General features: G+C 52.1%; 24 protein-coding genes and 1 other annotated feature. Of the genes, 15 read left to right on the forward strand and 9 right to left on the reverse strand.

From position 1 onward, the window contains the following. Nucleotides 1-47 precede the first annotated feature (47 nt). Nucleotides 48-977, forward strand: a complete 930-nt coding sequence (locus tag SGBXF1_RS05210) for a LysR family transcriptional regulator (RefSeq protein WP_037425272.1) — start codon at nucleotides 48-50, stop codon at nucleotides 975-977. 79 nt (nucleotides 978-1,056) lie between these two features. Here SGBXF1_RS05210 and SGBXF1_RS05215 read toward each other — a convergent pair whose 3' ends face one another. The 3 genes from SGBXF1_RS05215 to SGBXF1_RS05225 all read right to left on the reverse strand — a co-directional run bounded on the left by SGBXF1_RS05215 (nucleotide 1,057) and on the right by SGBXF1_RS05225 (nucleotide 2,173). After that, on the reverse strand, nucleotides 1,057-1,260 hold the full coding sequence (locus SGBXF1_RS05215; RefSeq protein WP_044548719.1) for an HHA domain-containing protein: 204 nt from the start codon (nucleotides 1,258-1,260) through the stop codon (nucleotides 1,057-1,059). Nucleotides 1,261-1,315: 55 nt separating this feature from the next. After that, nucleotides 1,316-1,684: an Hha toxicity modulator TomB gene (tomB, locus tag SGBXF1_RS05220; RefSeq protein ID WP_004940312.1), complete on the reverse strand. Its 369-nt coding sequence runs from the start codon at nucleotides 1,682-1,684 to the stop codon at nucleotides 1,316-1,318. Nucleotides 1,685-1,846: 162 nt separating this feature from the next. Further along, nucleotides 1,847-2,173 (reverse strand): hypothetical protein, encoded by a 327-nt coding sequence (locus SGBXF1_RS05225; RefSeq protein ID WP_061806803.1) that lies wholly within the window; start codon nucleotides 2,171-2,173, stop codon nucleotides 1,847-1,849. 330 nt (nucleotides 2,174-2,503) lie between these two features. Between SGBXF1_RS05225 and SGBXF1_RS05230 the strand changes: the two genes are divergently transcribed. The 4 genes from SGBXF1_RS05230 to SGBXF1_RS05245 are packed head-to-tail and all read left to right on the forward strand — an operon-like array spanning nucleotide 2,504 to nucleotide 5,118. After that, entirely contained in the window at nucleotides 2,504-2,650 is a 147-nt protein-coding gene (locus SGBXF1_RS05230; protein ID WP_186427939.1) for a hypothetical protein, read from the forward strand. Then, nucleotides 2,647-3,360 carry a metal ABC transporter ATP-binding protein gene (locus tag SGBXF1_RS05235; RefSeq protein ID WP_037425262.1) on the forward strand — a complete coding sequence of 238 codons (714 nt, stop codon included), beginning with the start codon at nucleotides 2,647-2,649 and terminating at the stop codon, nucleotides 3,358-3,360. The genes SGBXF1_RS05230 and SGBXF1_RS05235 overlap by 4 nt, the downstream gene beginning before the upstream one ends. Then, the gene (locus SGBXF1_RS05240) at nucleotides 3,357-4,214 is read left to right on the forward strand and encodes a metal ABC transporter permease (RefSeq protein ID WP_037425259.1); all 858 of its coding nucleotides are present in this window, start codon (nucleotides 3,357-3,359) and stop codon (nucleotides 4,212-4,214) included. The genes SGBXF1_RS05235 and SGBXF1_RS05240 overlap by 4 nt, the downstream gene beginning before the upstream one ends. A 25-nt stretch (nucleotides 4,215-4,239) precedes the next feature. Continuing rightward, nucleotides 4,240-5,118: a metal ABC transporter solute-binding protein, Zn/Mn family gene (locus SGBXF1_RS05245; RefSeq protein ID WP_186427940.1), complete on the forward strand. Its 879-nt coding sequence runs from the start codon at nucleotides 4,240-4,242 to the stop codon at nucleotides 5,116-5,118. Nucleotides 5,119-5,227: 109 nt separating this feature from the next. On the opposite strand, the gene ykgO is transcribed toward SGBXF1_RS05245, so the two are convergent. The 4 genes from ykgO to sdeX form a co-directional block, all read right to left on the reverse strand. Next, nucleotides 5,228-5,371: a type B 50S ribosomal protein L36 gene (gene ykgO / locus SGBXF1_RS05250; protein WP_037425251.1), complete on the reverse strand. Its 144-nt coding sequence runs from the start codon at nucleotides 5,369-5,371 to the stop codon at nucleotides 5,228-5,230. Nucleotides 5,372-5,383: 12 nt separating this feature from the next. Further along, nucleotides 5,384-5,641 carry a type B 50S ribosomal protein L31 gene (locus tag SGBXF1_RS05255; protein ID WP_037425248.1) on the reverse strand — a complete coding sequence of 86 codons (258 nt, stop codon included), beginning with the start codon at nucleotides 5,639-5,641 and terminating at the stop codon, nucleotides 5,384-5,386. Between the two features lie 326 nt (nucleotides 5,642-5,967). Continuing rightward, a complete protein-coding gene (sdeY, locus tag SGBXF1_RS05260) occupies nucleotides 5,968-9,114 on the reverse strand; it encodes a multidrug efflux RND transporter permease subunit SdeY (protein ID WP_037425245.1) in 3,147 nt (1,048 codons plus the stop codon). 17 nt (nucleotides 9,115-9,131) lie between these two features. Next, a complete protein-coding gene (gene sdeX, locus SGBXF1_RS05265) occupies nucleotides 9,132-10,319 on the reverse strand; it encodes a multidrug efflux RND transporter periplasmic adaptor subunit SdeX (RefSeq protein WP_186427941.1) in 1,188 nt (395 codons plus the stop codon). Between the two features lie 142 nt (nucleotides 10,320-10,461). Between sdeX and acrR the strand changes: the two genes are divergently transcribed. The 3 genes from acrR to mscK all read left to right on the forward strand — a co-directional run bounded on the left by acrR (nucleotide 10,462) and on the right by mscK (nucleotide 15,002). Then, nucleotides 10,462-11,145, forward strand: a complete 684-nt coding sequence (gene acrR, locus SGBXF1_RS05270) for a multidrug efflux transporter transcriptional repressor AcrR (RefSeq protein WP_186427942.1) — start codon at nucleotides 10,462-10,464, stop codon at nucleotides 11,143-11,145. 10 nt (nucleotides 11,146-11,155) lie between these two features. Further along, the gene (locus SGBXF1_RS05275) at nucleotides 11,156-11,509 is read left to right on the forward strand and encodes a DsrE/DsrF/TusD sulfur relay family protein (protein ID WP_037425236.1); all 354 of its coding nucleotides are present in this window, start codon (nucleotides 11,156-11,158) and stop codon (nucleotides 11,507-11,509) included. A gap of 100 nt (nucleotides 11,510-11,609) precedes the next feature. Continuing rightward, nucleotides 11,610-15,002 carry a mechanosensitive channel MscK gene (gene mscK / locus SGBXF1_RS05280; RefSeq protein WP_186427943.1) on the forward strand — a complete coding sequence of 1,131 codons (3,393 nt, stop codon included), beginning with the start codon at nucleotides 11,610-11,612 and terminating at the stop codon, nucleotides 15,000-15,002. A gap of 40 nt (nucleotides 15,003-15,042) precedes the next feature. On the opposite strand, the gene rsmS is transcribed toward mscK, so the two are convergent. Together rsmS and priC are read right to left on the reverse strand one after the other, a co-directional pair. Beyond that, nucleotides 15,043-15,222, reverse strand: a complete 180-nt coding sequence (gene rsmS / locus SGBXF1_RS05285; protein WP_020825528.1) for a pleiotropic regulatory protein RsmS — start codon at nucleotides 15,220-15,222, stop codon at nucleotides 15,043-15,045. Between the two features lie 106 nt (nucleotides 15,223-15,328). Next, the gene (gene priC / locus SGBXF1_RS05290) at nucleotides 15,329-15,865 is read right to left on the reverse strand and encodes a primosomal replication protein PriC (RefSeq protein ID WP_037425301.1); all 537 of its coding nucleotides are present in this window, start codon (nucleotides 15,863-15,865) and stop codon (nucleotides 15,329-15,331) included. A gap of 151 nt (nucleotides 15,866-16,016) precedes the next feature. Between priC and SGBXF1_RS05295 the strand changes: the two genes are divergently transcribed. The 7 genes from SGBXF1_RS05295 (at nucleotide 16,017) to adk (ending at nucleotide 23,089) form a co-directional block, all read left to right on the forward strand. Beyond that, entirely contained in the window at nucleotides 16,017-16,397 is a 381-nt protein-coding gene (locus SGBXF1_RS05295) for a DUF454 family protein (protein ID WP_037425229.1), read from the forward strand. Between the two features lie 192 nt (nucleotides 16,398-16,589). Continuing rightward, a complete protein-coding gene (gene apt, locus SGBXF1_RS05300; protein ID WP_037425226.1) occupies nucleotides 16,590-17,141 on the forward strand; it encodes an adenine phosphoribosyltransferase in 552 nt (183 codons plus the stop codon). A 162-nt stretch (nucleotides 17,142-17,303) separates the two neighbouring features. Then, the gene (gene dnaX, locus SGBXF1_RS05305) at nucleotides 17,304-19,256 is read left to right on the forward strand and encodes a DNA polymerase III subunit gamma/tau (protein WP_037425223.1); all 1,953 of its coding nucleotides are present in this window, start codon (nucleotides 17,304-17,306) and stop codon (nucleotides 19,254-19,256) included. Next, nucleotides 18,589-18,653: a sequence feature (DnaX frameshifting element), on the forward strand. (Overlaps the previous gene by 65 nt.) Nucleotides 19,257-19,297: 41 nt before the next feature. Further along, complete coding sequence (locus tag SGBXF1_RS05310) at nucleotides 19,298-19,627, forward strand: YbaB/EbfC family nucleoid-associated protein (RefSeq protein WP_012005575.1); 330 nt, start codon at nucleotides 19,298-19,300, stop codon at nucleotides 19,625-19,627. Beyond that, on the forward strand, nucleotides 19,627-20,232 hold the full coding sequence (recR, locus tag SGBXF1_RS05315; RefSeq protein WP_037425220.1) for a recombination mediator RecR: 606 nt from the start codon (nucleotides 19,627-19,629) through the stop codon (nucleotides 20,230-20,232). The genes SGBXF1_RS05310 and recR overlap by 1 nt, the downstream gene beginning before the upstream one ends. 144 nt (nucleotides 20,233-20,376) lie before the next feature. Next, nucleotides 20,377-22,242, forward strand: a complete 1,866-nt coding sequence (htpG, locus tag SGBXF1_RS05320; RefSeq protein WP_037425216.1) for a molecular chaperone HtpG — start codon at nucleotides 20,377-20,379, stop codon at nucleotides 22,240-22,242. A 202-nt stretch (nucleotides 22,243-22,444) separates the two neighbouring features. Further along, nucleotides 22,445-23,089 (forward strand): adenylate kinase, encoded by a 645-nt coding sequence (gene adk / locus SGBXF1_RS05325; RefSeq protein WP_061806811.1) that lies wholly within the window; start codon nucleotides 22,445-22,447, stop codon nucleotides 23,087-23,089. Nucleotides 23,090-23,186 lie beyond the last annotated feature (97 nt).

A 23,186-nucleotide genomic window follows, 5' to 3' on the forward strand; every position in this document is an offset into this window, starting at 1 on the left:
TTTATGCTGTCGCAAACGTTTACTTTGTTAGCTGACGGAAACCTGACATGTCTGAACCCTGGCGCCGGTTGCCCGCGCTTTCTCTAAAGCAGATCCAATATTTCGTTACCTTGGCGAGATTGCGGCATTTTACCGATACGGCAAACCGACTGGCGATCAGTCAGCCGGCGTTGAGCAGTGCGCTGCGGCAGATAGAGTTGGTGTTAGGGGGCAAGTTGGTGAACCGCACGGCCTCTGCGGTGACATTAACAGAACAGGGCGCGGCTATCTTGCCACATGCTGAGCGGCTGCTGAACGTGGCACAGGCCGCGTTTGACGATATGCAGCGTATTATGTTGGCGGGTGGCGACGGCACCGTGCGTATCGGGCTGGTGCCCTCCGTCAGCGGGTTATTATTTCCGGCAGTGCCGCAATTACTGGCGACGCACTTTCCTCGTCTGCGTATCGAGTTTCATGATCAAACGAATGACTCGCTGTTATTACAGTTAGATAACGGGTTAATCGATTTTGGCATTGGTGCGCTGGATAGCTCAGTGCCCGAGTCGCTGGAGATATATCCGTTGCAGGAAGACCCATTTGTGGTGGTTATGCGTCGTGATGATCCCTTGGCTGAATCACATCACTTACCGTGGCGACAATTAACTCGCCGGGATATCGCTGTTTTTTCTAAAGGGAATATCAGCCGATTGGTGTTGGCACTGGCCGAAAGTCACCGTTTGAATTTAACCGCGCGCTACCAGGTGGATTTTTTAGAGACGTTATATGGTTTGGTGCGTTCGAAATTAGCGGTGGCAATTTTACCGCAACTTTACACCACACATTTGAATGATGACGAATTAACCGTGGTTCAGCTGCAACAGCCAATGTTAAGCCGCACCGTGGCGTTAATGCGCAGCACACACAGAAACCATCCAGTATTAATTGATGATTGTTTCCAATTGTTATTGCAAGATTTCCAACAGCGAATGAAAGTCTAGGAAGTCAATGGGATAAATACGCTAGCAGGGGAACATTGAAGCCGATGAATGTATCGGCCCAACGCATTTTACACCGGGACTATCTTACAAACTTCCAAACGGCCGTTGGGATTTTATCGTACAGCTTATTCATGGTGAGCTCAGCCAGACGATGGTCGGCTGCAGAGTAAAACAACTCGAGCTCATCATCTGAAAGCTCATATTTGTTTTTTTCAATGACGCGTTCCAGTGTGTCAATTGTGGTGCATTTACGTAAACGCATCAGATAATCAATTTTAGTCATGATAACCTTTGGTGTAATAAACCGTAGAGAAGAATAATTTGGGGATAATTATCCCCTAAGTTTTCATTGTCGTACAGATGTCCTCTCCTGAGAACATTCTGAATAATCGCGCCTTGGTTTTTTGCCAACGACGCAAATCGGAATCATTTATACCGTAACTGCTGAACAGCGTGTAGGTATCATCGAGATACTCTTCGACTAACTCCGATAAATCACTTTCGTCCATGTATTTAATTTTATAACTCATCACAAACGAAGCAATATGTTCTATCAACTCATTAAGCTGAAGGTTGACGGAAGATGTCGGATCGTTCACCCAGCCGTGGTGACTGTCGCCCAGCGTGGCAATGCCTTCATCATACAGGTTTTCGCACAAGAATTTTAGCTGAGCAATATCGTGCCTTTTAGGCGAATACTCATCCATATCATCCCCTCCGTAAGTCTTAATTTCGGTGTTGATAACACTCTGTGAGTAAGCTGATTTACATCATAGACGGAGACAGCTTAATGAAGATGACAAAATAAACTTTCCGTATAATGAATATAAATCATTTCTTCGCATCTGGCCTGCTGTTATTACGTAAACTTACAATTCATCTGCTGTAGATGGACGGGAGTTATCAATGATGTCAAAGATGAGTCCCTGTTCGGCTACGCGAAAAGTGACACTATCGCTGATGTATTCCTCTGCACTGATATCCAGACAGGCATTGAAAATTGTCCATTTATAGCGGTAACTCATTGAATACTTATCGTTGCTCAGTGCTTGAATATCAAGTATTTCTAATGAACCTTCGGCATAACGCGCACTTTCTGAATAAAAACTCAAGCCGCTGGTCAATGCCGGTTCCAACTCTGACATTTTATCGATGATCACTTTCTTTAGTTTTTTAACAGAAAGTGCTTCCGTCATTGTTCGACAGTGGAGAATTAGATCCATTTAATGCCTGACCTTATGGCGTTCCTGTCTAATTATCTTACTCCTTTTTGAACACTTCGTCGGTAAACTTTTCGTTAACTGAAGGCTTTTTTACACTAACCCAACGTTGTTTATCGGTTAATAACCCTGATGTTACTCAGTATATCTCTAAAGGAGTAGCCCTCGTTTTCGAAAAGGGTCATGTGTCGGCAGATGCTTCACTTTATTGTTACGTTCAGTTGCACTAATCACTGAGTGGGCACTTGAGCTGCTGAAGTCTTTGTGATGTTATACTGTAACAATTTAATCTCTTGTCGTCTGATCATGAAACTGACATCCACATCACACGATGGCGCTGTGCCGTCATTGCATTCACTGTTCACTGCTTCTGCAGGATTACGCTGCGGCATCGCTACCTTGCTGTTGGTCTTACTCTGGTTGGGCATATCCTGGGCGGTGGCATTGCCATGATAACGTTACAAGAGGCGGTGATTGGTTACGGCGGGGCACCTCTGTTTCCACCGCTCAGTGGCCACTTTGCTGCGGGTTCTCTTACCGCGGTTGTCGGGGTAAACGGCGCCGGAAAATCGACGTTGCTGAAAACGTTGGCTGGGCTTTTGCCGCTACAGAACGGCAGCCTGTCCTTTAGTGGTAATACATTGCCGCGGATGGCGTATTTGCCGCAGCAGGCTGAACTGGATCGCCAGTTTCCGATCGTGGTGAGCGATCTGGTGGCGATGGGAAGCTGGCCGCAGAGCGGCATGTTTGGTGGGTTGCGCAAACGCGTTGCACTGCAAATTGCTGAGGCGTTAGATACCGTGGGTATGACGTCGATGGCACATAGTCCGGTTGGCGAGCTTTCCGGGGGGCAACTACAGCGGGTATTGTTCGCACGTCTGCTGGTCCAGCAGGCACCACTGATTTTACTGGATGAACCTTTTACCGGCATCGACAGCGCGACGACTCAGTTGTTGTTGCAAGTGATCGCACAGTTGCATCGACAAGGGAAGACCGTCATTGCGGTACTGCATGACATGTCGATGGTGGCTAATCATTTTCCTCAAGCATTGTTACTGACACCGGAGTGCTGCCACTGGGGAGCTGCCAGTCGGGTGTTGGAGCATATCCCCGCGTTGAATGTCGCCAGCCCACTGGTATGTCGTGTGGCGGTGGCGCAATGATGTTACTTGATACACTCATTGATCCCTTTGCCTCATTCGGCTTCATGCGCCGTGCGTTGGTTGCTTGCTTTGCACTGTCGCTCAGCGCCGCACCGCTAGGGGTTTTCTTGTTGCTTCGGCGCATGAGTCTGGTGGGTGATGCGTTATCCCATGCGGTGCTACCGGGGGCCGCGATCGGTTATCTGATTTCCGGCATGTCACTGATCGCAATGGGGGTCGGAGGGTTTATTGCCGGTTTGGCAGTAGCGATGTTGTCCGGATTGGTCAGCCGCCGGACGCCGCTGAAAGAAGACGCCAGTTTTGCAGGTTTTTATCTGGGATCACTGGCGCTGGGAGTGACATTAGTTTCGCTACGGGGGTCCAGCGTTGATTTACTGCACGTGTTGTTTGGCTCGATCCTGGCGGTGGACACGCATGCCATTTTAATGGTGGGGGCGATAACCAGCTTCTCTTTATTAGTGTTGGCCGCGTTGTACCGTGCGTTGGTGATTGAATCTTTTGACGCCACCTTTTTACGCGTCAGCGCACCACGCTGGTTGGCGCTGATACACGGGATGTTTCTGGCTTTGGTGGTGATCAACCTGGTCGCCGGTTTCCAAATCCTCGGTACCTTAATGTCGGTTGGACTGATGATGTTGCCTGCTGCCAGCGCACGTTTTTGGGCGCGCAATCTGCCGCATACGTTGGCGGTTGCTATGGGGATTGGCATGCTTTCGAGCTTTGTCGGGCTTGAATGGTCGTACTACGCGTCATTGCCCGCTGGTCCTGCGATTGTGCTGAGTGCCAGCGTAATCTTTTTTGCTTCGATTTTGTTTGGGACGCGTGGGGGAATCTACTCTCTCGCGCGCCGTTGAGAAGTGCTATGTGCAAGGAGAAAGTATGAAACGTTTACCTATATCGCTGGCAGTGGCTGCTCTGCTGTCCAGCCCATTGGCTATGGCGAAGACCGTCGACGCTGTCGCCAGTTTTTCTATCCTCGGTGATATCGTCAAGCAGGTAGGGGGAGAGCATGTGAATGTCTCTACCTTGGTAGGCCCGGACGGTGACCCACACAGTTTTGAACCGTCGCCGAAAGACAGCAAACTGCTTTCACAGGCGAATGTGGTGTTTGTCAGCGGTCTGGGGTTGGAAGGATGGATCGATCGCCTGGTCAGCGCGTCAGGTTACAAAGGGCAGGTGGTTACAGCATCGCAAGGGGTTAACTCACGGCAGATGAATGAAGACGGTAAGGAAATCACCGATCCCCATGCCTGGAACAGCATGAAGAATGGCGTGCAGTATGCGACTAATGTGATGAATGCGCTGATTGCTGCCGATCCTGAAGATGCCAACTATTTCCGTCAACGTGGCGCGGAGTATATCCAGCAGTTGCAGAAGTTGGATCTGTGGGCAAAAACAGAATTTGCTGCAGTACCACAGCAAAAGCGTAAGGTGCTGACCAGCCATGATGCTTTTGGCTATTTTGGGCAAGAATATGGCGTCACCTTCCTTGCCCCAGTCGGTTTCTCTACCGAGGCCGAAGCCAGCGCCAGCGACGTGGCCGGTTTGATCAAGCAAATCAAACAAGAAAAGGTTAATGCTTACTTTATTGAAAACCAGACAGACCCACGCCTGGTGAAGCAAATTGCCGCCGCCACGGGGGCCAAGGCTGGGGGGGAACTGTATCCGGAGGCCTTATCCAAAGCTAATGGTCCAGCAGCCACTTACGTGCAGGCATTTAAGCACAATGTCGATACTCTACTCGGCAGCATGAAATAACGGATTCGCCCTGTCTGTCAGGCAGGGCATTTTTGGTGTTACAGCTTTCTCCATAAAAAAAGCCCCGTTGAGCAGCAACGGGGCTTTGCGACAGACAGATGGCACTGCATTACTTACGTTTTTTCTTACGTCCCTGTACCGCTTTAAAGCGTGGGTTACTTTTACAAATCACATAGATACGACCTTTTCGCCGCACGACTTTGCAATCCGGATGACGATTCTTCGCCGAACGCAACGAGCTCAAAACCTGCATATCGATTCCCTTTTACTTACTGCCAGTAAAGAAGCGACCAAAACGCTGCTGGAAGCGTGCGGTACTGCCTTCTTTTGAGAACTCTTTCTGCTTGCCCGTGTAATACGGATGAGAAGCGGAAGAGATATCGAGAGTGACATACGGCCAGCTCTCACCTTCAAGCTCAATGGTGCGGTCGGTCTTAATGGTCGATCCCACCTTAAAGTAGGTATCAGCACTGAGATCGTGGAACACGACGGTGCGGTAGTTTGGGTGGATGCCTGCTTTCATGATGCACTCCGATGTAATGTTATACTATAACAATAATTATGCGCTGCACGGCAGGGCGGATCAAGTACAAAATGCATCTGTAGATGAATTAATGAGAGTGATTTGCATTAAGAGGATGAAGCAAAAGAAAAAGGCCGCATAAGCGGCCTAAGATTACGGAGGAAGTGACTTGTGGTTAAAGCAACGACATACGCGCTGCAATAAACAAAGGATATTGTCTCTGGTTTACTCCAAACATCCGAAAACCCCGTTTTTCGGGTGTTTGCCACCAAAAAAAAGGCCGCATAAGCGGCCTTTGTATTCAGAGGTAAGCGGTCACTGTGTTATCAGTGATGCTCGACCGGATGGCTGTGTTCTACATCCTCAGACTTCTTGCTGAAGCGGCGGCGAACCACCACGAAGAAGACCGGAACAAAGAAGATGGCCAGAACGGTTGCGGTGATCATCCCGCCCATAACGCCGGTACCTACTGCGTTCTGTGCACCGGAGCCTGCACCGCTACTGATAACCAGCGGCAGTACCCCGAGGATAAATGCCAGTGAAGTCATCAGAATCGGACGAAGACGCATACGTACCGCTTCTAATGTGGCTTCTATCAGACCTTTGCCTTCTTTATCCATCAGGTCTTTGGCGAATTCCACAATCAATATGGCGTTCTTCGCTGACAGACCTATGGTGGTCAACAGCCCCACCTGGAAGTACACGTCGTTGTTCAGACCGCGCATCGTGGCTGCCAACAGCGCACCGATAACCCCCAGTGGCAGAACCAGCATAACCGAGAACGGAATTGACCAGCTCTCATACAATGCAGCCAGACACAGGAACACCACCAGAATCGAGATGGCATACAGCGCAGGAGCCTGGTTACCGGACAGACGTTCCTGATAGGACATACCTGTCCAGTCATAACCAATGCCGCTCGGCAGTTTCGAAGCCAACTCTTCCATCATGTTCATTGCTTCACCGGTACTCTTACCCGGTGCAGCCTGACCCAGAATTTCCATGGAAGGCAGGCCGTTATAACGTTCCAGACGTGGTGAACCGTATTCCCATTTCGCGGAAGCGAAGGCGGAGAACGGAACCATCTGGCCGCTAGTGCCACGAACAAACCATTTGTTGATGTCTTCTGGCAACATACGGAACGGTGCGTCAGCCTGCACGTATACTTTCTTCACACGACCGCGGTCGATGAAGTCGTTAACGTATGAACCACCCAGTGCCGTTGTCAGCGTGCTGTTAATGGTGGTGATGCTAACACCCAGCGCCTTGGCTTTCTCTTGGTCGATGATCAGCTTGAACTGCGGCGTATCTTCCAAACCGTTTGGACGCATGCCCACCAGTAAGTCCGGATGCTTGGCTGCCATACCCAACAACTGGTTACGTGCTTCGGTCAGTTTTTCATGCCCCAGGCCACCCTGGTCAATCAGCTGGAAGTCGAAACCGGTCGCGGTACCTAATTCGATAATCGCTGGCAAGTTGAACGGGAATACCAAGCCGTCTTTGATTTGCGAGAACGCACCCATGGCGCGGCCTGCAATCGCCGGCACTTTATTCTGTTCACCTTTACGTTCGGACCAGTCTTTCAGGCTGACGAACGACAGACCGTTGTTCTGACCATTACCGTTAAAGCCGAAGCCCGCAACGGTAAACACAGAAACGACGTTATCTTTTTCTTTGGTCAGGAAGTAGTCGGTGACTTCTTCCAGTACCTTAGAGGTACGCGCTTCGGTGGCACCCGCTGGCAACTGTACCATGGTCAACAATATGCCCTGGTCTTCGTCCGGCAGGAACGAAGAAGGCAGACGCAGGAACAATAGCCCCATACCTACAACGATCAGCAGGTAGATCACCAGATAACGACCAGTGCTGCGCAGAATGCCCGCGACGCTGTCAGTGTAGTGGTGGGTGCTCTTTTCGAACATGCGGTTAAACCAACCGAAGAAGCCGGTTTTAACCCCGTGATCGCCCTTCGGCACAGGTTTGAGCATGGTGGCGCACAGTGCTGGTGTCAGGATCAACGCAACCAGTACTGACAGTGCCATCGCAGAAACGATAGTGATGGAGAACTGACGGTAGATAGCGCCCGTTGAGCCACCAAAGAATGCCATTGGTACGAATACCGCTGACAGCACCATGGCAATACCGACCAACGCACCCTGAATCTGCTCCATCGATTTCTTGGTGGCTTCTTTCGGCGGGAGTCCCTCTTCGGACATCACACGCTCGACGTTCTCTACCACCACGATGGCGTCATCCACCAACAAGCCTATCGCCAGCACCATGCCGAACATCGTCAGGGTGTTTATCGAGAAGCCAAACGCCGCGAGAATCGCAAAGGTCCCCAGCAATACTACCGGTACCGCAATCGTTGGGATCAAGGTTGCGCGGAAGTTTTGCAGGAACAAATACATCACCAGGAACACCAGGATGATGGCTTCGATCAGCGTTTTTACCACTTCGTTAATTGAGATTTTAACGAACGGGGTCGTGTCGTACGGGTAAACCACTTTCATCCCTTGAGGGAAGAAAGGTTGCATCTTGGTCAGCGCGTCTTTAACCGCTTTCGCGGTGTTCAGGGCGTTGGCGCCTGTAGCCAGTTTGATACCCAAGCCAGCAGCCGGTTTACCGTTATAACGCGCGGTAACGGCATAGCTTTCCGCACCACGTTCAATGTGTGCAACATCTCTCAAGCGAACCTGAGAACCGTCAGCATTCACCTTCAGCAGAATTTTACCGAACTCTTCTGGAGAGGTCAGACGGGTCTGCGCAATGATTGATGCGTTAAGTTGTTGGCCTGGCACCGGCGGCATCCCACCCAATTGCCCTGCGGCAATCTGGTTGTTCTGCTCGGTGATGGCGGACGTCACGTCCGTCGTGGTCAGCTGGAAATTGTTCAGCTTGTTTGGATCCAACCAGATACGCATGGCGTACTGGGCACCAAACAGTTGCACTTCACCCACACCGGATGAACGGCTGATAGGGTCTTTGATGTTAGAGGCTACATAGTCCGCGATATCGTCCTGAGTCATGCTCGGATCGTCGGAAATGAAGCCAGCAACCATCAGGAAGCTGCTGCTCGATTTTTCAACTTTCAGGCCCTGCTGCTGTACTTCTTGTGGCAGCAGCGGTGTAGCCAGTGACAATTTGTTCTGAACCTGAACCTGTGCGATATCAGGGTCGGTGCCAGAGTTAAATGTCAATGTAATGGTGACGCTACCAGAGGAGTCACTGGTGGAGGACATGTACATCAGATTATCGATACCGTTCATATTCTGTTCGATAATCTGAGTGACGGTATCCTGCACCGTTTTTGCATCCGCGCCTGGATAGTTTGCGGAAATACTGACCGCTGGTGGTGCAATAGTTGGATACTGCGCAATAGGCAGTTTCATTATTGCAAGCACCCCCGCCAACATGACGATGATGGCGATTACCCAGGCGAAAATCGGGCGATCTATAAAGAACTTAGCCATGTCTTACCGGCTCCTTTTTATGACTTCTGCGCTTCAGACTGCGGCTGCTTTTGCGCCTGAGTGTCAACTTCCTGCACTTTTACCTGAGCGCCTGGGCGGGCTTTCATCAGACCGGTGACAATCACGCGGTCGCCGGCTTTCAAACCGTCGGTAACCAGCCATTTGTCGCCAATCGCCTGATCCGCTTTCAGCGTGCGCAATTCGACTTTGTCGTCAGCGCCCACGACCAGCGCGGTAGCTTCGCCACGTGGATTACGTGTTACACCCTGTTGTGGTACCAGCAACGCATCGCTACGCACACCTTCATCCAGACGCGCACGAACGAACATGCCCGGCAGCAGGATATCGTTCGGGTTCGGGAACACGGCGCGAATAGTGATGGAGCCCGTGGTTTCATCAACTGTGACGTCAGAGAATTCCAGCGTGCCTTCCTGCTCGTATTGCGCACCGTTTTCCAGCAGCAGTTTCACCTTGGCCTTACCGTTTTCCTGTTTCAGCGCACCGCTGGCCAGTTCTTGCTTCAGGCGCAGGAAATCGTTGCTCGACTGTGTGACGTCAACGTACATCGGATCAAGTTGCTGCACGGTGGACAGTGCAGTGGTCTGGCCGTTAGTCACCAGCGCACCTTCAGTTACGGCAGATTTGCCGATACGTCCGGAGATCGGTGAAGTCACTTTGGTGTAAGCCAGGTTGATGCGTGCGGTTTCCACTGCGGCTTTTGCAGCGACCACTGCGGCTTCTGCCTGCTGCAACGTGGAGACGGCGGTATCGTAATCCTGCTTACTGATGTAACTGGTACCCAGCAATGGTTTGTAGCGGTTTACCGTGACGCGCGCGATCGATGCGCTGGCCTGTGCTTTGGCCAAATCGCCTTTGGCACTGTCATAGCTTGCCTGATAGGTGGCAGGATCGATCTGATACAGGGAAGACCCTGCTTTGATATCACTGCCTTCAACAAAGTTGCGTTTCAGGATAATACCGCTGACCTGAGGGCGAACTTCGGCGATACGATACGCAGCGGTACGGCCAGGAAGATCGGTAGTCATATTGAGAGGCTCTGCCTTCAATGTCACTACACCCACTTCGGGAGCCGGTGGTTGGGCGCCTTGCTGTTGGGTTTCTTTATCGTTACATCCTGTAAGCATTAAGCTGCCTGAAAGCATCAGAACTGCCGCCAGAGGCGTTAACCCTCTGTTTTTGTTCATAGAAAAACCTCAAGTGTCCGATTTCAAAATGATCAATGGATCACAAGCTTTAAAACCCATTGCTGCGTTAATTATATGTGCGTGCTATGGTACATACATACGCGAATGTATGTAAATCACACTCCCCCGAAAAAACAACGTCATGGCACGAAAAACCAAACAGCAGGCGCTAGAAACTCGACAGCACATACTTGATGCTGCGGTGCAAGAATTCTCTGAACGTGGCGTTTCTGCAACGTCATTGACAGATATTGCCACCGCTGCCGGGGTTACGCGTGGTGCAATTTATTGGCACTTCAAGAACAAGGTAGACCTGTTTAACGAAGTTTGGGAATTATCAGAGTCGAAAATAGGCGATCTCGAAATAGAGTATCAGGCAAAGTTCCCCGAGAATCCACTGCGTATTTTACGAGAAATTCTGATTTACATTCTGACCGCTACGGTCGATGACAGCCGCCGGAGAGCACTGATGGAAATCGTTTTCCACAAGTGCGAATTCGTGGGTGAAATGATGCCGTTGCAGGAAGCACGTAAAGTGCTGTATCTGGCCGGTTACGAACGCATCGAGTCGGTACTGCGAGACTGTATGGGTCATGGCCAATTGCCTGCTGATTTACATACCCGCCGTGCGGCGATCATTCTGCACGCTTATATTACCGGCCTGATGGAAAACTGGCTGTTTATGCCGGAGAGCTTTGACTTGAAAGCAGAAGCCACGATGCTGATAGATTCTTTCCTCGAAATGGCCCAGTTTAGCCCAACCTTGCGTATCAAGCCGGAAGAGCTGGCGGCACTGCCGTGCAGCGTCGAAAGTCATCCTTTATAGGAGAAGCACTATGTCATCTGTTGTGTTGATCGCCAATGGCGCCGCCTATGGTCACGAATCGTTATTTAATGCATTACGCCTGGCGATTGCGCTGAAAGAACAGCAAACCGATCTCGATCTGAAACTGTTCCTGATGTCTGATGCGGTGGTCGCCGGCCTCGCTGGGCAACAGCCGCATGAAGGCTACCATTTGCAGCAGATGCTGGAAATTCTCACTGCACAGCAGGTACCGGTGAAGCTGTGTAAAACCTGCGCGGATGCGCGGGGGGTTAGCCGGTTACCGCTGGCTGACGGCGTAGAGATCGGCACGTTGGTTGAGCTGGCGCAGTGGACGCTGGCGGCCGAGAAAGTGCTGACGTTCTGATTCCGGTACATCTGTACATCACCAGCAATGCTTTTCTTATTCTTTGGCTATCTGCGATCGTGATAATCTTTCTGCTTCTTTATTGATTCGAAGCTAAATCATGCATCGCAGGTTAGTTAAACGCCCTTTTTCAGCGTTACCCTCGTTCCTTGGTGTGGATCTCTGCCGCACGCTTGTCCTATTTTTATTGATCGCGGTTTGCGCGGTCTGCCAGCCCACGGCTTATGCTGCGCTGAATGGCGATCTACCGTCTCGCAGCGAAATTCAAAGCCAACTGGATGCGTTGAATAAGCAAAAAACGCTGACGCCGGTGAATAAACTGACCCAGCAGGATTTGACCCGGACGCTTGAACTGCTGGATGCAATCGAACGCACCAAACAAGATGGAGCCCAGCTTAAACAGCAGCTGCAATTGGCTCCTGGCAAATTACGGCAGGTGACCGCTGATCTAGAGGCGTTGAAAGCGCCGGTAGACAGTGCGGCTGCCAGAGCTGAACTGTTGCCGCTTTCGCTACGCCAGTTAGAAACCCGCCTCTATCAGACGCTTGACGACTTGCAGACGGCGCAAGAAAACCTGTCGACTTATAACAGCCAACTGGTTTCATTGCAGACCCAGCCAGAGCGGGTACAAAGCAGTATGTATACTGCTTCGCAGCGCCTGCAGGAAATCCGCAACCAAATCAATGACCAGACGCCGGGCCAGAGTTCATTGCGCGACAGCCAGTTGGTGATGCTGGCAACTGAACAGACGTTGCTCAACGCGCAAATTGATCTACAGCGAAAAAGTCTGGAAGCCAACACCACCTTGCAGGATCTGTTGCAGAAGCAGCGGGATTACACCACCGGGCACATTGATGCACTGGACCATAGCGTGCAGCTACTGCAAGAGGTGGTCAACAGTAAGCGGCTGACGTTATCGGAAAAAACCGCGAAAGAAGCACAGAATCCGGAAGATGCGACAGATATTCAGCATGATCAGTTGGTCAGCAAGGAGCTGGACGTTAACCGTCAACTTAGTCAACGGCTGATCGCGGCGACTGAAGAGAGCAACGTGCTGTTCCAACAGAATATTCGGGTGAAGAACTGGCTCGATCGTGGCTTGCAGGCGGAGCGTAATCTGAAGGAACAAATCCAGGTACTGAAAGGCAGCCTGGTATTGTCGCGCATTTTGTATCAGCAGCAACAAAGTCTGCCGCAGGGAACGCTGGTGGCTGATATGGGGACACGCATTGCCGATCTCCGTCTGGAGCAATTTGATATCAACCAGCAGCGTGACGATCTGTTCAAGGGTGATGATTACATCAATAAGTTGGTCGCCGACAGTAAAGAAAAAGCCAGTGCGGACGTGCTTGATGCCTTGAATGAAATCGTCGATATGCGGCGTGAGCTGTTGGATCAGTTGAATAAACAGCTCAGCAATCAGTTGGCACAGTCGATCAGCTTGCAGATCAACCAGCAACAGTTGACCAGTGTTAACACCTCGCTACGAGATACGCTAACCCAGCAGATTTTCTGGGTAAACAGCAATAAGCCGGTCGATTTGGCATGGTTGAAAGCATTGCCGGGGGCGGTCAAAGATCAAATTGCCGCGCTCGATTTCAAAATAGACATCGGCAAAATGCTGCAAGGTGGGTTGAATTCATTAGTCATCCTTATCCCGCTGTTGCTGTTACTGGGTTTGCTACGTTGGCGCTATAAGCTGATCGACAATCATTTGCAGAAACTGGCGAATGATGTCGGGCAGTTAAAGCGCGATAGCCAATTGCATACGCCGAAAGCCATTATTTTGACCCTGTTGAAGGTATTGCCAGGTTCGGCGCTATTACTCGGCGCCGGTTTCTGGTGTTACCGGGCAGATATTGGCCTCAGTGACTTTATTTGGGCACTCTCGCAGCAGTTAGCGATGTTCTGGCTGGTTTTCGGCTTTACCTATCGTCTATTGGCACGTGGCGGCATCAGCGAGCGGCATTTCAACTTTTCTGTTGAACTCTGTGCGCACTATCGTCGTCAGACGGTGCGCTTGGGCCTGGCGCTACTGCCGTTAATCTTCTGGTCAGTGCTGGGTGAGAAAGCGCCGTTACGGCTGGTGGAAGATGTTATTGGCCAGGTGGTGGTGATGCTGACATTGGCGCTGTTAGCCGTGCTGGTGTTCCCAATGTGTCGCGACAGTTGGCGTGAGAAAGGCTCACATGCGGTGCGGTTAGTGATCGTCACTGCTATTGCAGCGACGCCGCTGATTTTGCTCGGGTTGATGTTCGCCGGTTACTTCTACACTACACTGCGCCTTGCTGGCCGCTGGATCGACAGTCTCTATTTATTCTTCCTGTGGAACATTGTTTATCTGACCGCTATTCGCGGTTTGAGCGTTGCGGCGCGGCGGCTGGCATATCGGCGTGCGTTGGCTCGCCGTCAGAGTTTGGCGAAAGAGAAAGAGGGGGCCGAAGGGGTCGAGCCGGTTGAAGAGCCACCTTTGGCGCTCGATCAGATCAACGAACAATCGCTGCGTCTGACCACTATGGTGCTATTTATTATCTTCGCCAGCGCTCTGTACGGTATTTGGTCGGATCTGGTAACGGTGATTTCGTATCTGGACAGCATCACGCTCTGGCATTATACCGCGACCGTTGCGGGCAGCAGCGTGGCACAGGCGGTGACGCTGGGTAATATGATGGTCGCGATAGCTGCGGTGATCGTCGCTTACGTCATGACCCGCAACCTGCCAGGTTTACTGGAAGTGGTGGTGTTGTCACGGCTGCAGTTGCGGCAGGGGACGTCTTACGCTGTCACGACCATACTGACCTATCTGATTACCACCGTGGGCGCTGTGACCGCACTCGGGTCGCTGGGTGTCTCTTGGGATAAACTGCAGTGGTTGGCCGCCGGTTTAACCGTAGGGTTAGGGTTTGGTCTGCAGGAGATTTTCGCCAACTTTGTCTCTGGTTTGATCATCCTGTTCGAACGGCCGATCCGCATCGGCGACACCATTACTATTGGTAGCTTCTCCGGCTCGGTCAGTAAAATTCGCATTCGCGCCACGACCATCACTGACTTTGACCGCAAAGAGGTGATCATCCCGAACAAAGCGTTTGTGACCGAGCGGTTGATCAACTGGTCTCTGTCAGACACCATCACCCGTGTATTGATCAAAGTCGGTGTGGCTTATGGTTCAGATCTGGATAAGGTGAAAGCGGTGCTGTTAAAGGCAGCGCACGATAATCCGCGGGTAATGACCGATCCAGAACCGCAGGTATTCTTCCTTAATTTTGGCGCCAGCACGCTGGATCATGAACTGCGTCTTTATGTCCGGGAATTGCGTGACCGCAGCTATACCGTCGACGAACTGAACCGTTCGATCGAACGCCTGTGTCGTGAGAACGACATCAATATTGCTTTCAACCAGCTTGAAGTGTACTTGCACAACCAGCAGGGCAATGAGGTGCAGGAAGTCAAACGGACACTGTCACCGGGAGAAGGTGGAGTATCGGCAGGATAGTGGGATGAGAATCAAGGGTTCAGCGCAGGCTGAACCCTTTTTATTGCCCGACAGGCAGGTAGGGAGAGGTCACACCATTGCGTTGCAGCTTTTCCTGATAATCCCGTTTGACGATATCCAACGCCGCCAGTGCGGTGGCTGGATCGATCTCATTGCATTCCAACAGGTAAATCAGATCTACCGCCAGTTGCAGTTCTGGTGAGGCATTTTCTAGAGACATAAAACCCACGTTTTAATTGAGATGAATGAGTGATGCTTCGCTTCGGCTGAGTATAGTGAACAAGATCCTCGGAGGGGAATAATCATTAAAATATTGTGATAAATCTTCAAAAACCGTTTTCTTTGCGCTCAATACTGCGTTCAATGCGCGCCAATGCTTGGCGGCAACGCATCAATCGACCTTCCAGCGCCGCGAGTTCATGTTGTAGTTTTTGCTGTGCAGCCAGCGTCGTTTGTCTTCCTAAAAGACTTTCCCGATCTTGAATCATTGCAATGATTCGGCGCTCATAATCCTGATGCTCGGCCAGCTTGTGATACAAATCGACTGCTGCCACTTCCTTGGGTTGATTCTTGCGGCGCAGAGCTTGAGTCGCAAGCTCGCGCTGCAGAGCGGTGATCTGTGCTACCAGCCGCTCGGCCAGAAAGGCAACCTGTGTCGTGCGTTTGTCGTTGGCAGCGGTCTGCAATTGGGTAAAGTTCTTTTGCACTTCTGTCAGGTAATCGCGCAGACGTGTGCCGCGGTTGGAAAACAGCGCTGCGTCAAAGCGTGCCTGCGGAATAGGGGCATCGCCGCGCGGTGTGATTTCGCCGGCAAGTACCGTGATCTGTTGTTCTAACACGTGTAAAAGACGCTGAGTGCTCACGTTGGCTCCATAACAATGAGATTGGGTTCAGCTTGCCCGCGATCACGCCGTGAAACAAGCGCCACGCGTATATTCCGGTTGCAGTGGCTGGCGATGCGGCAGATGCCGGTGGTAAAGTAGCCGCTAACAGGTCCAAGGATGAAGGAGTGACATGACACGTTGGTTATTGATTATCCTCGGTTGGCTGGCGGTGGTGCTGGCAACGCTGGGCGTGGTATTGCCGTTATTACCGACGACGCCGTTCCTGTTGCTGGCCGCTTGGTGTTTTGCCCGTTCGTCGCCGCGATTCCACTCTTGGTTACTGTACCGTTCATGGTTCGGGTCTTATCTGCGTCATTGGCAGCAGCATCGTGCGTTACCGCCTGGGGCCAAATGGAAGGCCGTGTTGGTGATCGTGCTAACCTTTGCGATTTCGCTATGGTTGGTGAAAATCTGGTGGGTACGCGGGTTATTATTATTGATGTTGGCCATTCTGCTGGCCTTTATGCTGCGTCTACCTGTTGTTGACCTGCCGCAACAAAAACAGCGCTGATTGTGGCTTATGATAGTCAGTAGCTTTTAGGCTGCAGCTTGAAAGATGCAGGCGACAGTTGCATTTGTCCGCCAGTTTGCATAGATTTGGGCGTTTTCGTGCGCGGGGTGCTCCCCATTTCCTGTTTATCGCGGGATTGGGTTTCAGACGACCTGCGTGCAAGTCATTAGGCAGTTTTATCAGGCAATAATTATGACCGCTACTGCGCAGCAGCTTCAGTTTATTAAAGACAGTATCAAAACCATTCCGGACTACCCTAAGCCGGGCATACTGTTCCGTGACGTCACCAGCCTGCTGGAAAACCCGCTGGCCTATGCTGCCAGTATTGAATTACTGGTTGAGCGCTTCCGCGAAGCGGGCGTCACCAAAGTGGTGGGCACCGAAGCGCGTGGTTTCCTGTTTGGTGCTCCGGTTGCGTTGGCGCTGGGCGTGGGTTTTGTACCTGTACGTAAACCAGGCAAGCTGCCGCGTGCGACCCTCAGCGAAAGCTATGAGCTGGAATACGGTACTGACAAGCTGGAAATCCACACCGATGCTATCAACGCGGGTGATAAAGTGCTGGTGGTTGACGATCTGCTGGCGACAGGTGGCACCATTGAGGCGACAGCCAAGCTGATCCGCCGTTTGGGTGGTGAAGTTAAAGACGCAGCATTCATTATTAACCTGCCGGATCTTGGCGGTGAAGCGCGTTTAAACGGCTTGGGTATCGAATGCTACAGCCTGGTCAACTTCGCCGGCCACTGATTTAAAATTTATATCCCCAATAGATTTCGTCTCACCGCCAGGCGTGTGCATATGTTGCCCATAACGCGGCGGCACGAAAGATGATGGGGATAAACAGCCTCGCGGATCGCCACGAGGCTGTGTTAGCATGACCCTCCAGATTACTCGACTTTTCCGGTATTAATGAGCTATCAGGTTCTTGCCCGTAAGTGGCGCCCTCAAACGTTTGCAGATGTTGTCGGACAGGAACACGTCCTGACTGCGCTGGCTAACGGCCTCTCGCTGGGGCGGATTCATCACGCCTATCTGTTCTCGGGAACGCGTGGCGTGGGTAAAACCACCATTGCGCGCCTGCTGGCCAAAGGCCTGAACTGTGAAACCGGCATCACCGCCACACCGTGCGGTCAATGCGATAACTGCCGCGAGATTGAGCAGGGGCGTTTTGTCGATCTGATCGAGATTGATGCCGCGTCCAGAACCAAGGTGGAAGATACCCGCGATCTGCTCGATAACGTCCAGTATGCGCCCGCCCGTGGTCGCTTCAAGGTTTACCTGATTGACGAAGTGCACATGCTCTCGCGCCACAGCTTCAATGCGCTGTTGAAAACGCTGGAAGAGCCACCTGCACACGTCAAATTCCTGCTGGCAACCACTGATCCGCAAAAATTGCCTGTGACCATTCTGTCACGTTGTTTGCAATTCCATCTCAAGGCGTTGGATGTCGACCAAATCCGCAGCCAGTTGGAAACGGTACTGCAAGCAGAACACATCACCAGCGATCAGCGTGCATTGCAGCTTTTAGCGCGCGCCGCTGACGGTAGCATGCGCGATGCACTGAGCCTCACTGACCAGGCGATTGCCATGGGGCAGGGGCAGGTAACCACCGCCACGGTTAGCCAGATGCTTGGCACACTCGACGACGAACAGCCACTGGCTATCCTCGAGGCGTTGGTGAGTGCCGATGGTGAAAAGGTGATGGCACAGGTAGCGCAGGCCGCTTCGCGCGGTGTCGATTGGGAAAATCTGCTAGTCGAAACGTTGGCGTTGCTGCACCGTATCGCGATGGTGCAATTGCTGCCATCGGTGCTGGACAACCATTACGCCGCTATCGAACAGCGGCTGCGTGAGTTAGCGCGTACTTTGCCGCCGACTGACGTGCAACTTTATTACCAAACGCTGCTGATCGGGCGTAAAGAGCTGGCTTTTGCACCGGATCGCCGTATGGGGGTTGAAATGACCTTGCTGCGTGCACTGGCGTTTCACCCGAAAGCGGTGATTCCAGAGCCGGTCGCGATGGTGCAGACGGCACCCGTGCAATTGACACAGCCGCAGTCTCAACTGGCACAGCCACAACAGTTTCAGGATGCGCCACCGCCGTTAGGGCAGGCCGCACCGCAGAACAATCAACCGGCGCATTTACCGGATGCCACCGCGCAATTATTAAAGGCGCGAACCCAACTGCTACGGCAGCAGGGAGCATCCACACCAAAAAAGAGTGAACCGGCGGCGCCTGGAAAAGCGCGGCCGGCAAACTCAGCACTGGAGCGGTTGGCTTCCGTGACTGAGCGCAGCCAGCAGCGCCAGGCGGAAAAGATCGTGCAGGAAAAACCGGCCAAGCCGGAAGCTTACCGCTGGCGAGCATTAACCGAGCCAGAGGCCGAACCGGAGCCGCTGGCTACGCCAAAAGCACTGCGTACCGCGCTTGAGCATGAGAAAACGCCTGAACTGTCAGCTAAGCTGGTGGTTGAGTCGTTGGAGCGCGATGCTTGGGCCGCGGAAATCGATAAGCTAAAAATTCCGAAACTGGTACAGCAACTGGCATTAAACGCGGTTAAACAACAGCTGGAACCGGGTAAGATTTGTCTCCATCTGCGGTCGTCGCAGCGTCATCTGAACTCGCCATCGGCGCAGAAGGTGCTGACTGATGCGCTCAGCGAGCTGTATGGCAGCCCGGTTGAGTTGACCGTGGTGGAAGACGATAATCCAGCGGAGCGGACTCCGCTGGAGTGGCGACAAGCCATTTATGAAGAAAAACTGGCGCAGGCGCGTCAGTCGATCGTTGCGGATACCAATATCCAGACGCTGCGCCGTTTCTTTGACGCGGATCTGGATGAAGAGAGTATTCGCCCCATTTAAACGCCGCGTAAAGTGCGCGGCCCTAGCGACGAGAGACGACTATGTTTGGTAAAGGCGGTCTGGGCAACCTGATGAAGCAAGCCCAGCAAATGCAAGAAAAAATGCAGCAGATGCAGGAAGAAGTCGCCAAATTGGAAGTGACGGGCGAATCTGGTGCTGGCCTGGTGAAAGTCACCATCAATGGCGCGCACAACTGCCGTCGTGTGGAGATCGATCCGAGCCTGATGGAAGACGACAAAGATATGCTGGAAGATCTGATCGCTGCGGCGATCAACGATGCAGCACGTCGTATCGACGAAACCCAGAAAGAGAAGATGGCATCCGTGTCCAATGGCATGCAACTGCCACCTGGCTTTAAGATGCCGTTCTGATGCAAACCAGCCCGCTCCTTGAAACACTGATGGAGGCATTGCGTTGTCTGCCGGGCGTAGGCCCTAAATCGGCGCAACGCATGGCATTCCAGTTGTTGCAGCGCGATCGCAGCGGTGGAATGAGCCTGGCGCAGGCGCTGACCCGTGCCATGTCGGAAATCGGTCATTGTGCCGATTGCCGCACGTTCACCGAGCAAGATATTTGCACTATCTGCGCCAATCCGCGCCGTCAGCAAAACGGCCAGATCTGTGTGGTGGAAAGCCCGGCTGATATTCACGCCATTGAGCAGACCGGCCAGTTCGCCGGGCGCTACTTTGTGCTGATGGGCCACTTGTCGCCGATGGACGGCATTGGGCCTGGCGATATCGGTTTGGATCGGCTGGAGCAACGGCTGGAAAAAGAAAGCATTACCGAAGTGATCCTGGCCACCAACCCGACGGTGGAAGGTGAGGCTACTGCCAACTATATTGCCGAGATGTGTGGTCAGTATGGTGTGGTTGCCAGCCGCATTGCCCACGGCGTGCCGGTGGGTGGCGAACTCGAGATGGTTGATGGCACTACGCTGTCACATTCATTGGCAGGTCGCCACGTCATTAAGTTTTAATGTTTTCCTCTGACGGGGCTATTTGGCCCCGTCAGTTATTCTGCAAAAATTTCCCGCCAGTCGCTTGAAAAACAACGCCCTTACCCCCACTTGATCCTCATTGTCCGATTTTGGTAGCTATTGTCTTTGAGGTAATCAATGAGTATGAAAGGTCAAGAAACCCGTGGTTTCCAGTCTGAAGTAAAACAACTGCTTCATTTGATGATTCATTCGCTGTACTCCAATAAAGAAATTTTCCTGCGTGAGCTGATCTCCAATGCCTCAGACGCCGCCGACAAACTGCGTTTCCGTGCATTGTCCACACCTGAGCTGTATGAAGGTGACGGTGAGCTGCGTGTACGCCTGTCCTTCGATAAAGACAAACGTACGTTGACCATTGCTGACAACGGCATTGGTATGAGCCGCGAAGAAGTGATTGAAAACCTGGGTACTATCGCCAAATCAGGTACCAAGGCCTTCCTGGAATCTATCGGCTCTGATCAGGCTAAAGACAGCCAACTGATCGGCCAGTTCGGCGTGGGCTTCTACTCCGCGTTCATCGTGGCGGATAAAGTGACCGTTCGCACCCGCGCTGCCGGCGCTGCTGCTGATCAGGGCGTGTTCTGGGAGTCTGTTGGTGAAGGTGATTACACCATTGCTGACATTAGCAAAGAAGATCGCGGTACTGAAATCACGCTGCATCTGCGTGAAGGCGAAGACGAGTATCTCGATGCCTGGCGCCTGCGTTCGGTGATCGGCAAATACTCCGATCACATCGCACTGCCTGTTGAAATTGAAACCAAAAACGAAGAAGACGGCACCGTTACCTGGGAGAAAATCAACAAAGCACAGGCTTTGTGGACCCGTGGCAAGGCTGACGTTACCGACGAAGAATACAAAGAGTTCTACAAGCACATCGCGCACGATTTTACCGATCCGCTGAGCTGGAGCCATAACCGGGTTGAAGGGAAGCAGGAATACACCAGCCTGCTGTATATCCCGGCACAGGCACCTTGGGACATGTGGAACCGCGATCACAAGCACGGTCTGAAGCTGTATGTGCAGCGCGTATTCATCATGGACGACGCTGAGCAGTTCATGCCGAATTACCTGCGTTTCGTGCGTGGTCTGATAGATTCCAACGATCTGCCGCTGAACGTTTCTCGTGAAATTCTGCAAGACAGCCGCGTAACGCAAAACCTGCGTGGTGCGCTGACGAAGCGTGTACTGCAGATGCTGGAAAAACTGGCTAAAGACGATGCTGAAGGCTACCAGAAGTTCTGGCAGCAGTTCGGTCTGGTGTTGAAAGAAGGCCCAGCGGAAGATGGCAGCAACAAAGAAGCCATTGCCAAACTGCTGCGTTTTGCTTCGACCCACGGCGACAGCTCGGCGCAAACCGTTTCGCTGGAAGAATACGTTGGCCGGATGGCAGAAGGGCAGGAAAAGATCTATTACATCACTGCTGACAGCTATGCTGCCGCCAAGAGCAGCCCGCACCTGGAGCTGTTCCGTAAGAAAGGCATCGAAGTGCTGCTGCTGTCCGATCGCATTGACGAATGGATGATGAGCTACCTGACCGAGTTTGACGGCAAGCCGTTCCAATCTGTCAGCAAGGCGGACGACGCATTGGACAAGCTGGCGGATGAAACCGAAGAACAGAAAGCCGCTGAGAAGCAGTTGGAGCCGTTTGTTGATCGCGTGAAAACGCTGCTGGGGGATCGTGTGAAGGATGTGCGCCTGACGCACCGCCTGACGGATACGCCGGCTATCGTTATCACCGATGCTGATGAAATGAGCACCCAGATGGCAAAACTGTTTGCCGCGGCAGGCCAGGAAGCTCCGGCCGTGAAATACATTTTCGAACTGAATCCGGAGCATGCGCTGGTCAAACGCGCATCCGATGTGGGTGATAACGAACAATTCGCTGAATGGATTGACCTGTTACTGGATCAGGCGCTGCTGGCTGAACGCGGCACGCTGGAAGACCCAAATCAGTTTATTCGCCGTATGAATAAGCTGTTGTCCGCATAATTTCGATTATATACGCCTCTACCCTGTATGTTAGGGGCGTATTTTTTTGTTTTATCACTGATTTTCCGCGTTTTATCCTCTGTTTTACTCCCTGTGTTCCGCAATCGATTTCCTCGCGTACCTTGAGCCAGCCCCCCCTGAAATGGTATGGTTGAGCGTTTTCGCAATTTTATAAAAACTACATAGCAAGGGGATTTACGCAATGCGTATCATTCTGCTGGGCGCTCCGGGCGCTGGTAAAGGTACTCAGGCTCAATTCATCATGGAGAAATACGGTATTCCGCAAATCTCTACTGGTGATATGTTGCGCGCAGCCGTGAAGGCCGGCAGTGAACTGGGCAAGCAGGCGAAAGAGATCATGGACGCCGGCAAGCTGGTGACCGATGAGCTGGTAATTGCACTGGTTAAAGAACGCATCACCCAGGAAGACTGCCGTAATGGCTTCCTGCTGGACGGTTTCCCACGCACTATTCCACAGGCTGATGCGATGAAAGAAGCCGGCATCAACGTGGATTACGTGCTGGAATTTGATGTGCCAGACGAACTGATCGTTGATCGTATTGTTGGCCGTCGCGTACATGCGCCGTCTGGCCGTGTGTATCACGTTAAATTCAATCCGCCACAGGTGGAAGGTAAAGATGACGTGACCGGTGAAGAACTGACGACGCGTAAAGACGATCAGGAAGAAACCGTACGTAAACGTTTGGTGGAATACCATCAGATGACTGCACCGCTGATTTCTTATTACAGCAAAGAAGCTGAAGCAGGTAACACCCAATACCGTAAAATCGATGGCACCCGTAAAGTGACCGAAGTGAGCGCTGAACTGGCGACCATTCTCGGTTAATCGGTTTTTTATAGCTGTGCGTAACGCCAGGCCTTAGGTCTGGCGTTTTTTTTGTCTTTTTCTGCCGAAGTGTGATCGCCTCGGCTTGTTGTCACAC

The sequence above is a fragment of the Serratia grimesii genome (genome assembly GCF_900186025.1).
Classification (GTDB): domain Bacteria; phylum Pseudomonadota; class Gammaproteobacteria; order Enterobacterales; family Enterobacteriaceae; genus Serratia; species Serratia grimesii.

Coding starts and splice junctions, on each gene's coding strand:
- SGBXF1_RS05210 (WP_037425272.1), top strand. CDS start 48: ATGTCTGAACCCTGGCGCCGGTTGCCCGCGCTTTCTCTAAAGCAGATC.
- SGBXF1_RS05215 (WP_044548719.1), bottom strand. CDS start 1,260: ATGACTAAAATTGATTATCTGATGCGTTTACGTAAATGCACCACAATT.
- tomB (WP_004940312.1), bottom strand. CDS start 1,684: ATGGATGAGTATTCGCCTAAAAGGCACGATATTGCTCAGCTAAAATTC.
- SGBXF1_RS05225 (WP_061806803.1), bottom strand. CDS start 2,173: ATGACGGAAGCACTTTCTGTTAAAAAACTAAAGAAAGTGATCATCGAT.
- SGBXF1_RS05230 (WP_186427939.1), top strand. CDS start 2,504: ATGAAACTGACATCCACATCACACGATGGCGCTGTGCCGTCATTGCAT.
- SGBXF1_RS05235 (WP_037425262.1), top strand. CDS start 2,647: ATGATAACGTTACAAGAGGCGGTGATTGGTTACGGCGGGGCACCTCTG.
- SGBXF1_RS05240 (WP_037425259.1), top strand. CDS start 3,357: ATGATGTTACTTGATACACTCATTGATCCCTTTGCCTCATTCGGCTTC.
- SGBXF1_RS05245 (WP_186427940.1), top strand. CDS start 4,240: ATGAAACGTTTACCTATATCGCTGGCAGTGGCTGCTCTGCTGTCCAGC.
- ykgO (WP_037425251.1), bottom strand. CDS start 5,371: ATGCAGGTTTTGAGCTCGTTGCGTTCGGCGAAGAATCGTCATCCGGAT.
- SGBXF1_RS05255 (WP_037425248.1), bottom strand. CDS start 5,641: ATGAAAGCAGGCATCCACCCAAACTACCGCACCGTCGTGTTCCACGAT.
- sdeY (WP_037425245.1), bottom strand. CDS start 9,114: ATGGCTAAGTTCTTTATAGATCGCCCGATTTTCGCCTGGGTAATCGCC.
- sdeX (WP_186427941.1), bottom strand. CDS start 10,319: ATGAACAAAAACAGAGGGTTAACGCCTCTGGCGGCAGTTCTGATGCTT.
- acrR (WP_186427942.1), top strand. CDS start 10,462: ATGGCACGAAAAACCAAACAGCAGGCGCTAGAAACTCGACAGCACATA.
- SGBXF1_RS05275 (WP_037425236.1), top strand. CDS start 11,156: ATGTCATCTGTTGTGTTGATCGCCAATGGCGCCGCCTATGGTCACGAA.
- mscK (WP_186427943.1), top strand. CDS start 11,610: ATGCATCGCAGGTTAGTTAAACGCCCTTTTTCAGCGTTACCCTCGTTC.
- rsmS (WP_020825528.1), bottom strand. CDS start 15,222: ATGTCTCTAGAAAATGCCTCACCAGAACTGCAACTGGCGGTAGATCTG.
- SGBXF1_RS05295 (WP_037425229.1), top strand. CDS start 16,017: ATGACACGTTGGTTATTGATTATCCTCGGTTGGCTGGCGGTGGTGCTG.
- apt (WP_037425226.1), top strand. CDS start 16,590: ATGACCGCTACTGCGCAGCAGCTTCAGTTTATTAAAGACAGTATCAAA.
- dnaX (WP_037425223.1), top strand. CDS start 17,304: ATGAGCTATCAGGTTCTTGCCCGTAAGTGGCGCCCTCAAACGTTTGCA.
- SGBXF1_RS05310 (WP_012005575.1), top strand. CDS start 19,298: ATGTTTGGTAAAGGCGGTCTGGGCAACCTGATGAAGCAAGCCCAGCAA.
- recR (WP_037425220.1), top strand. CDS start 19,627: ATGCAAACCAGCCCGCTCCTTGAAACACTGATGGAGGCATTGCGTTGT.
- htpG (WP_037425216.1), top strand. CDS start 20,377: ATGAAAGGTCAAGAAACCCGTGGTTTCCAGTCTGAAGTAAAACAACTG.
- adk (WP_061806811.1), top strand. CDS start 22,445: ATGCGTATCATTCTGCTGGGCGCTCCGGGCGCTGGTAAAGGTACTCAG.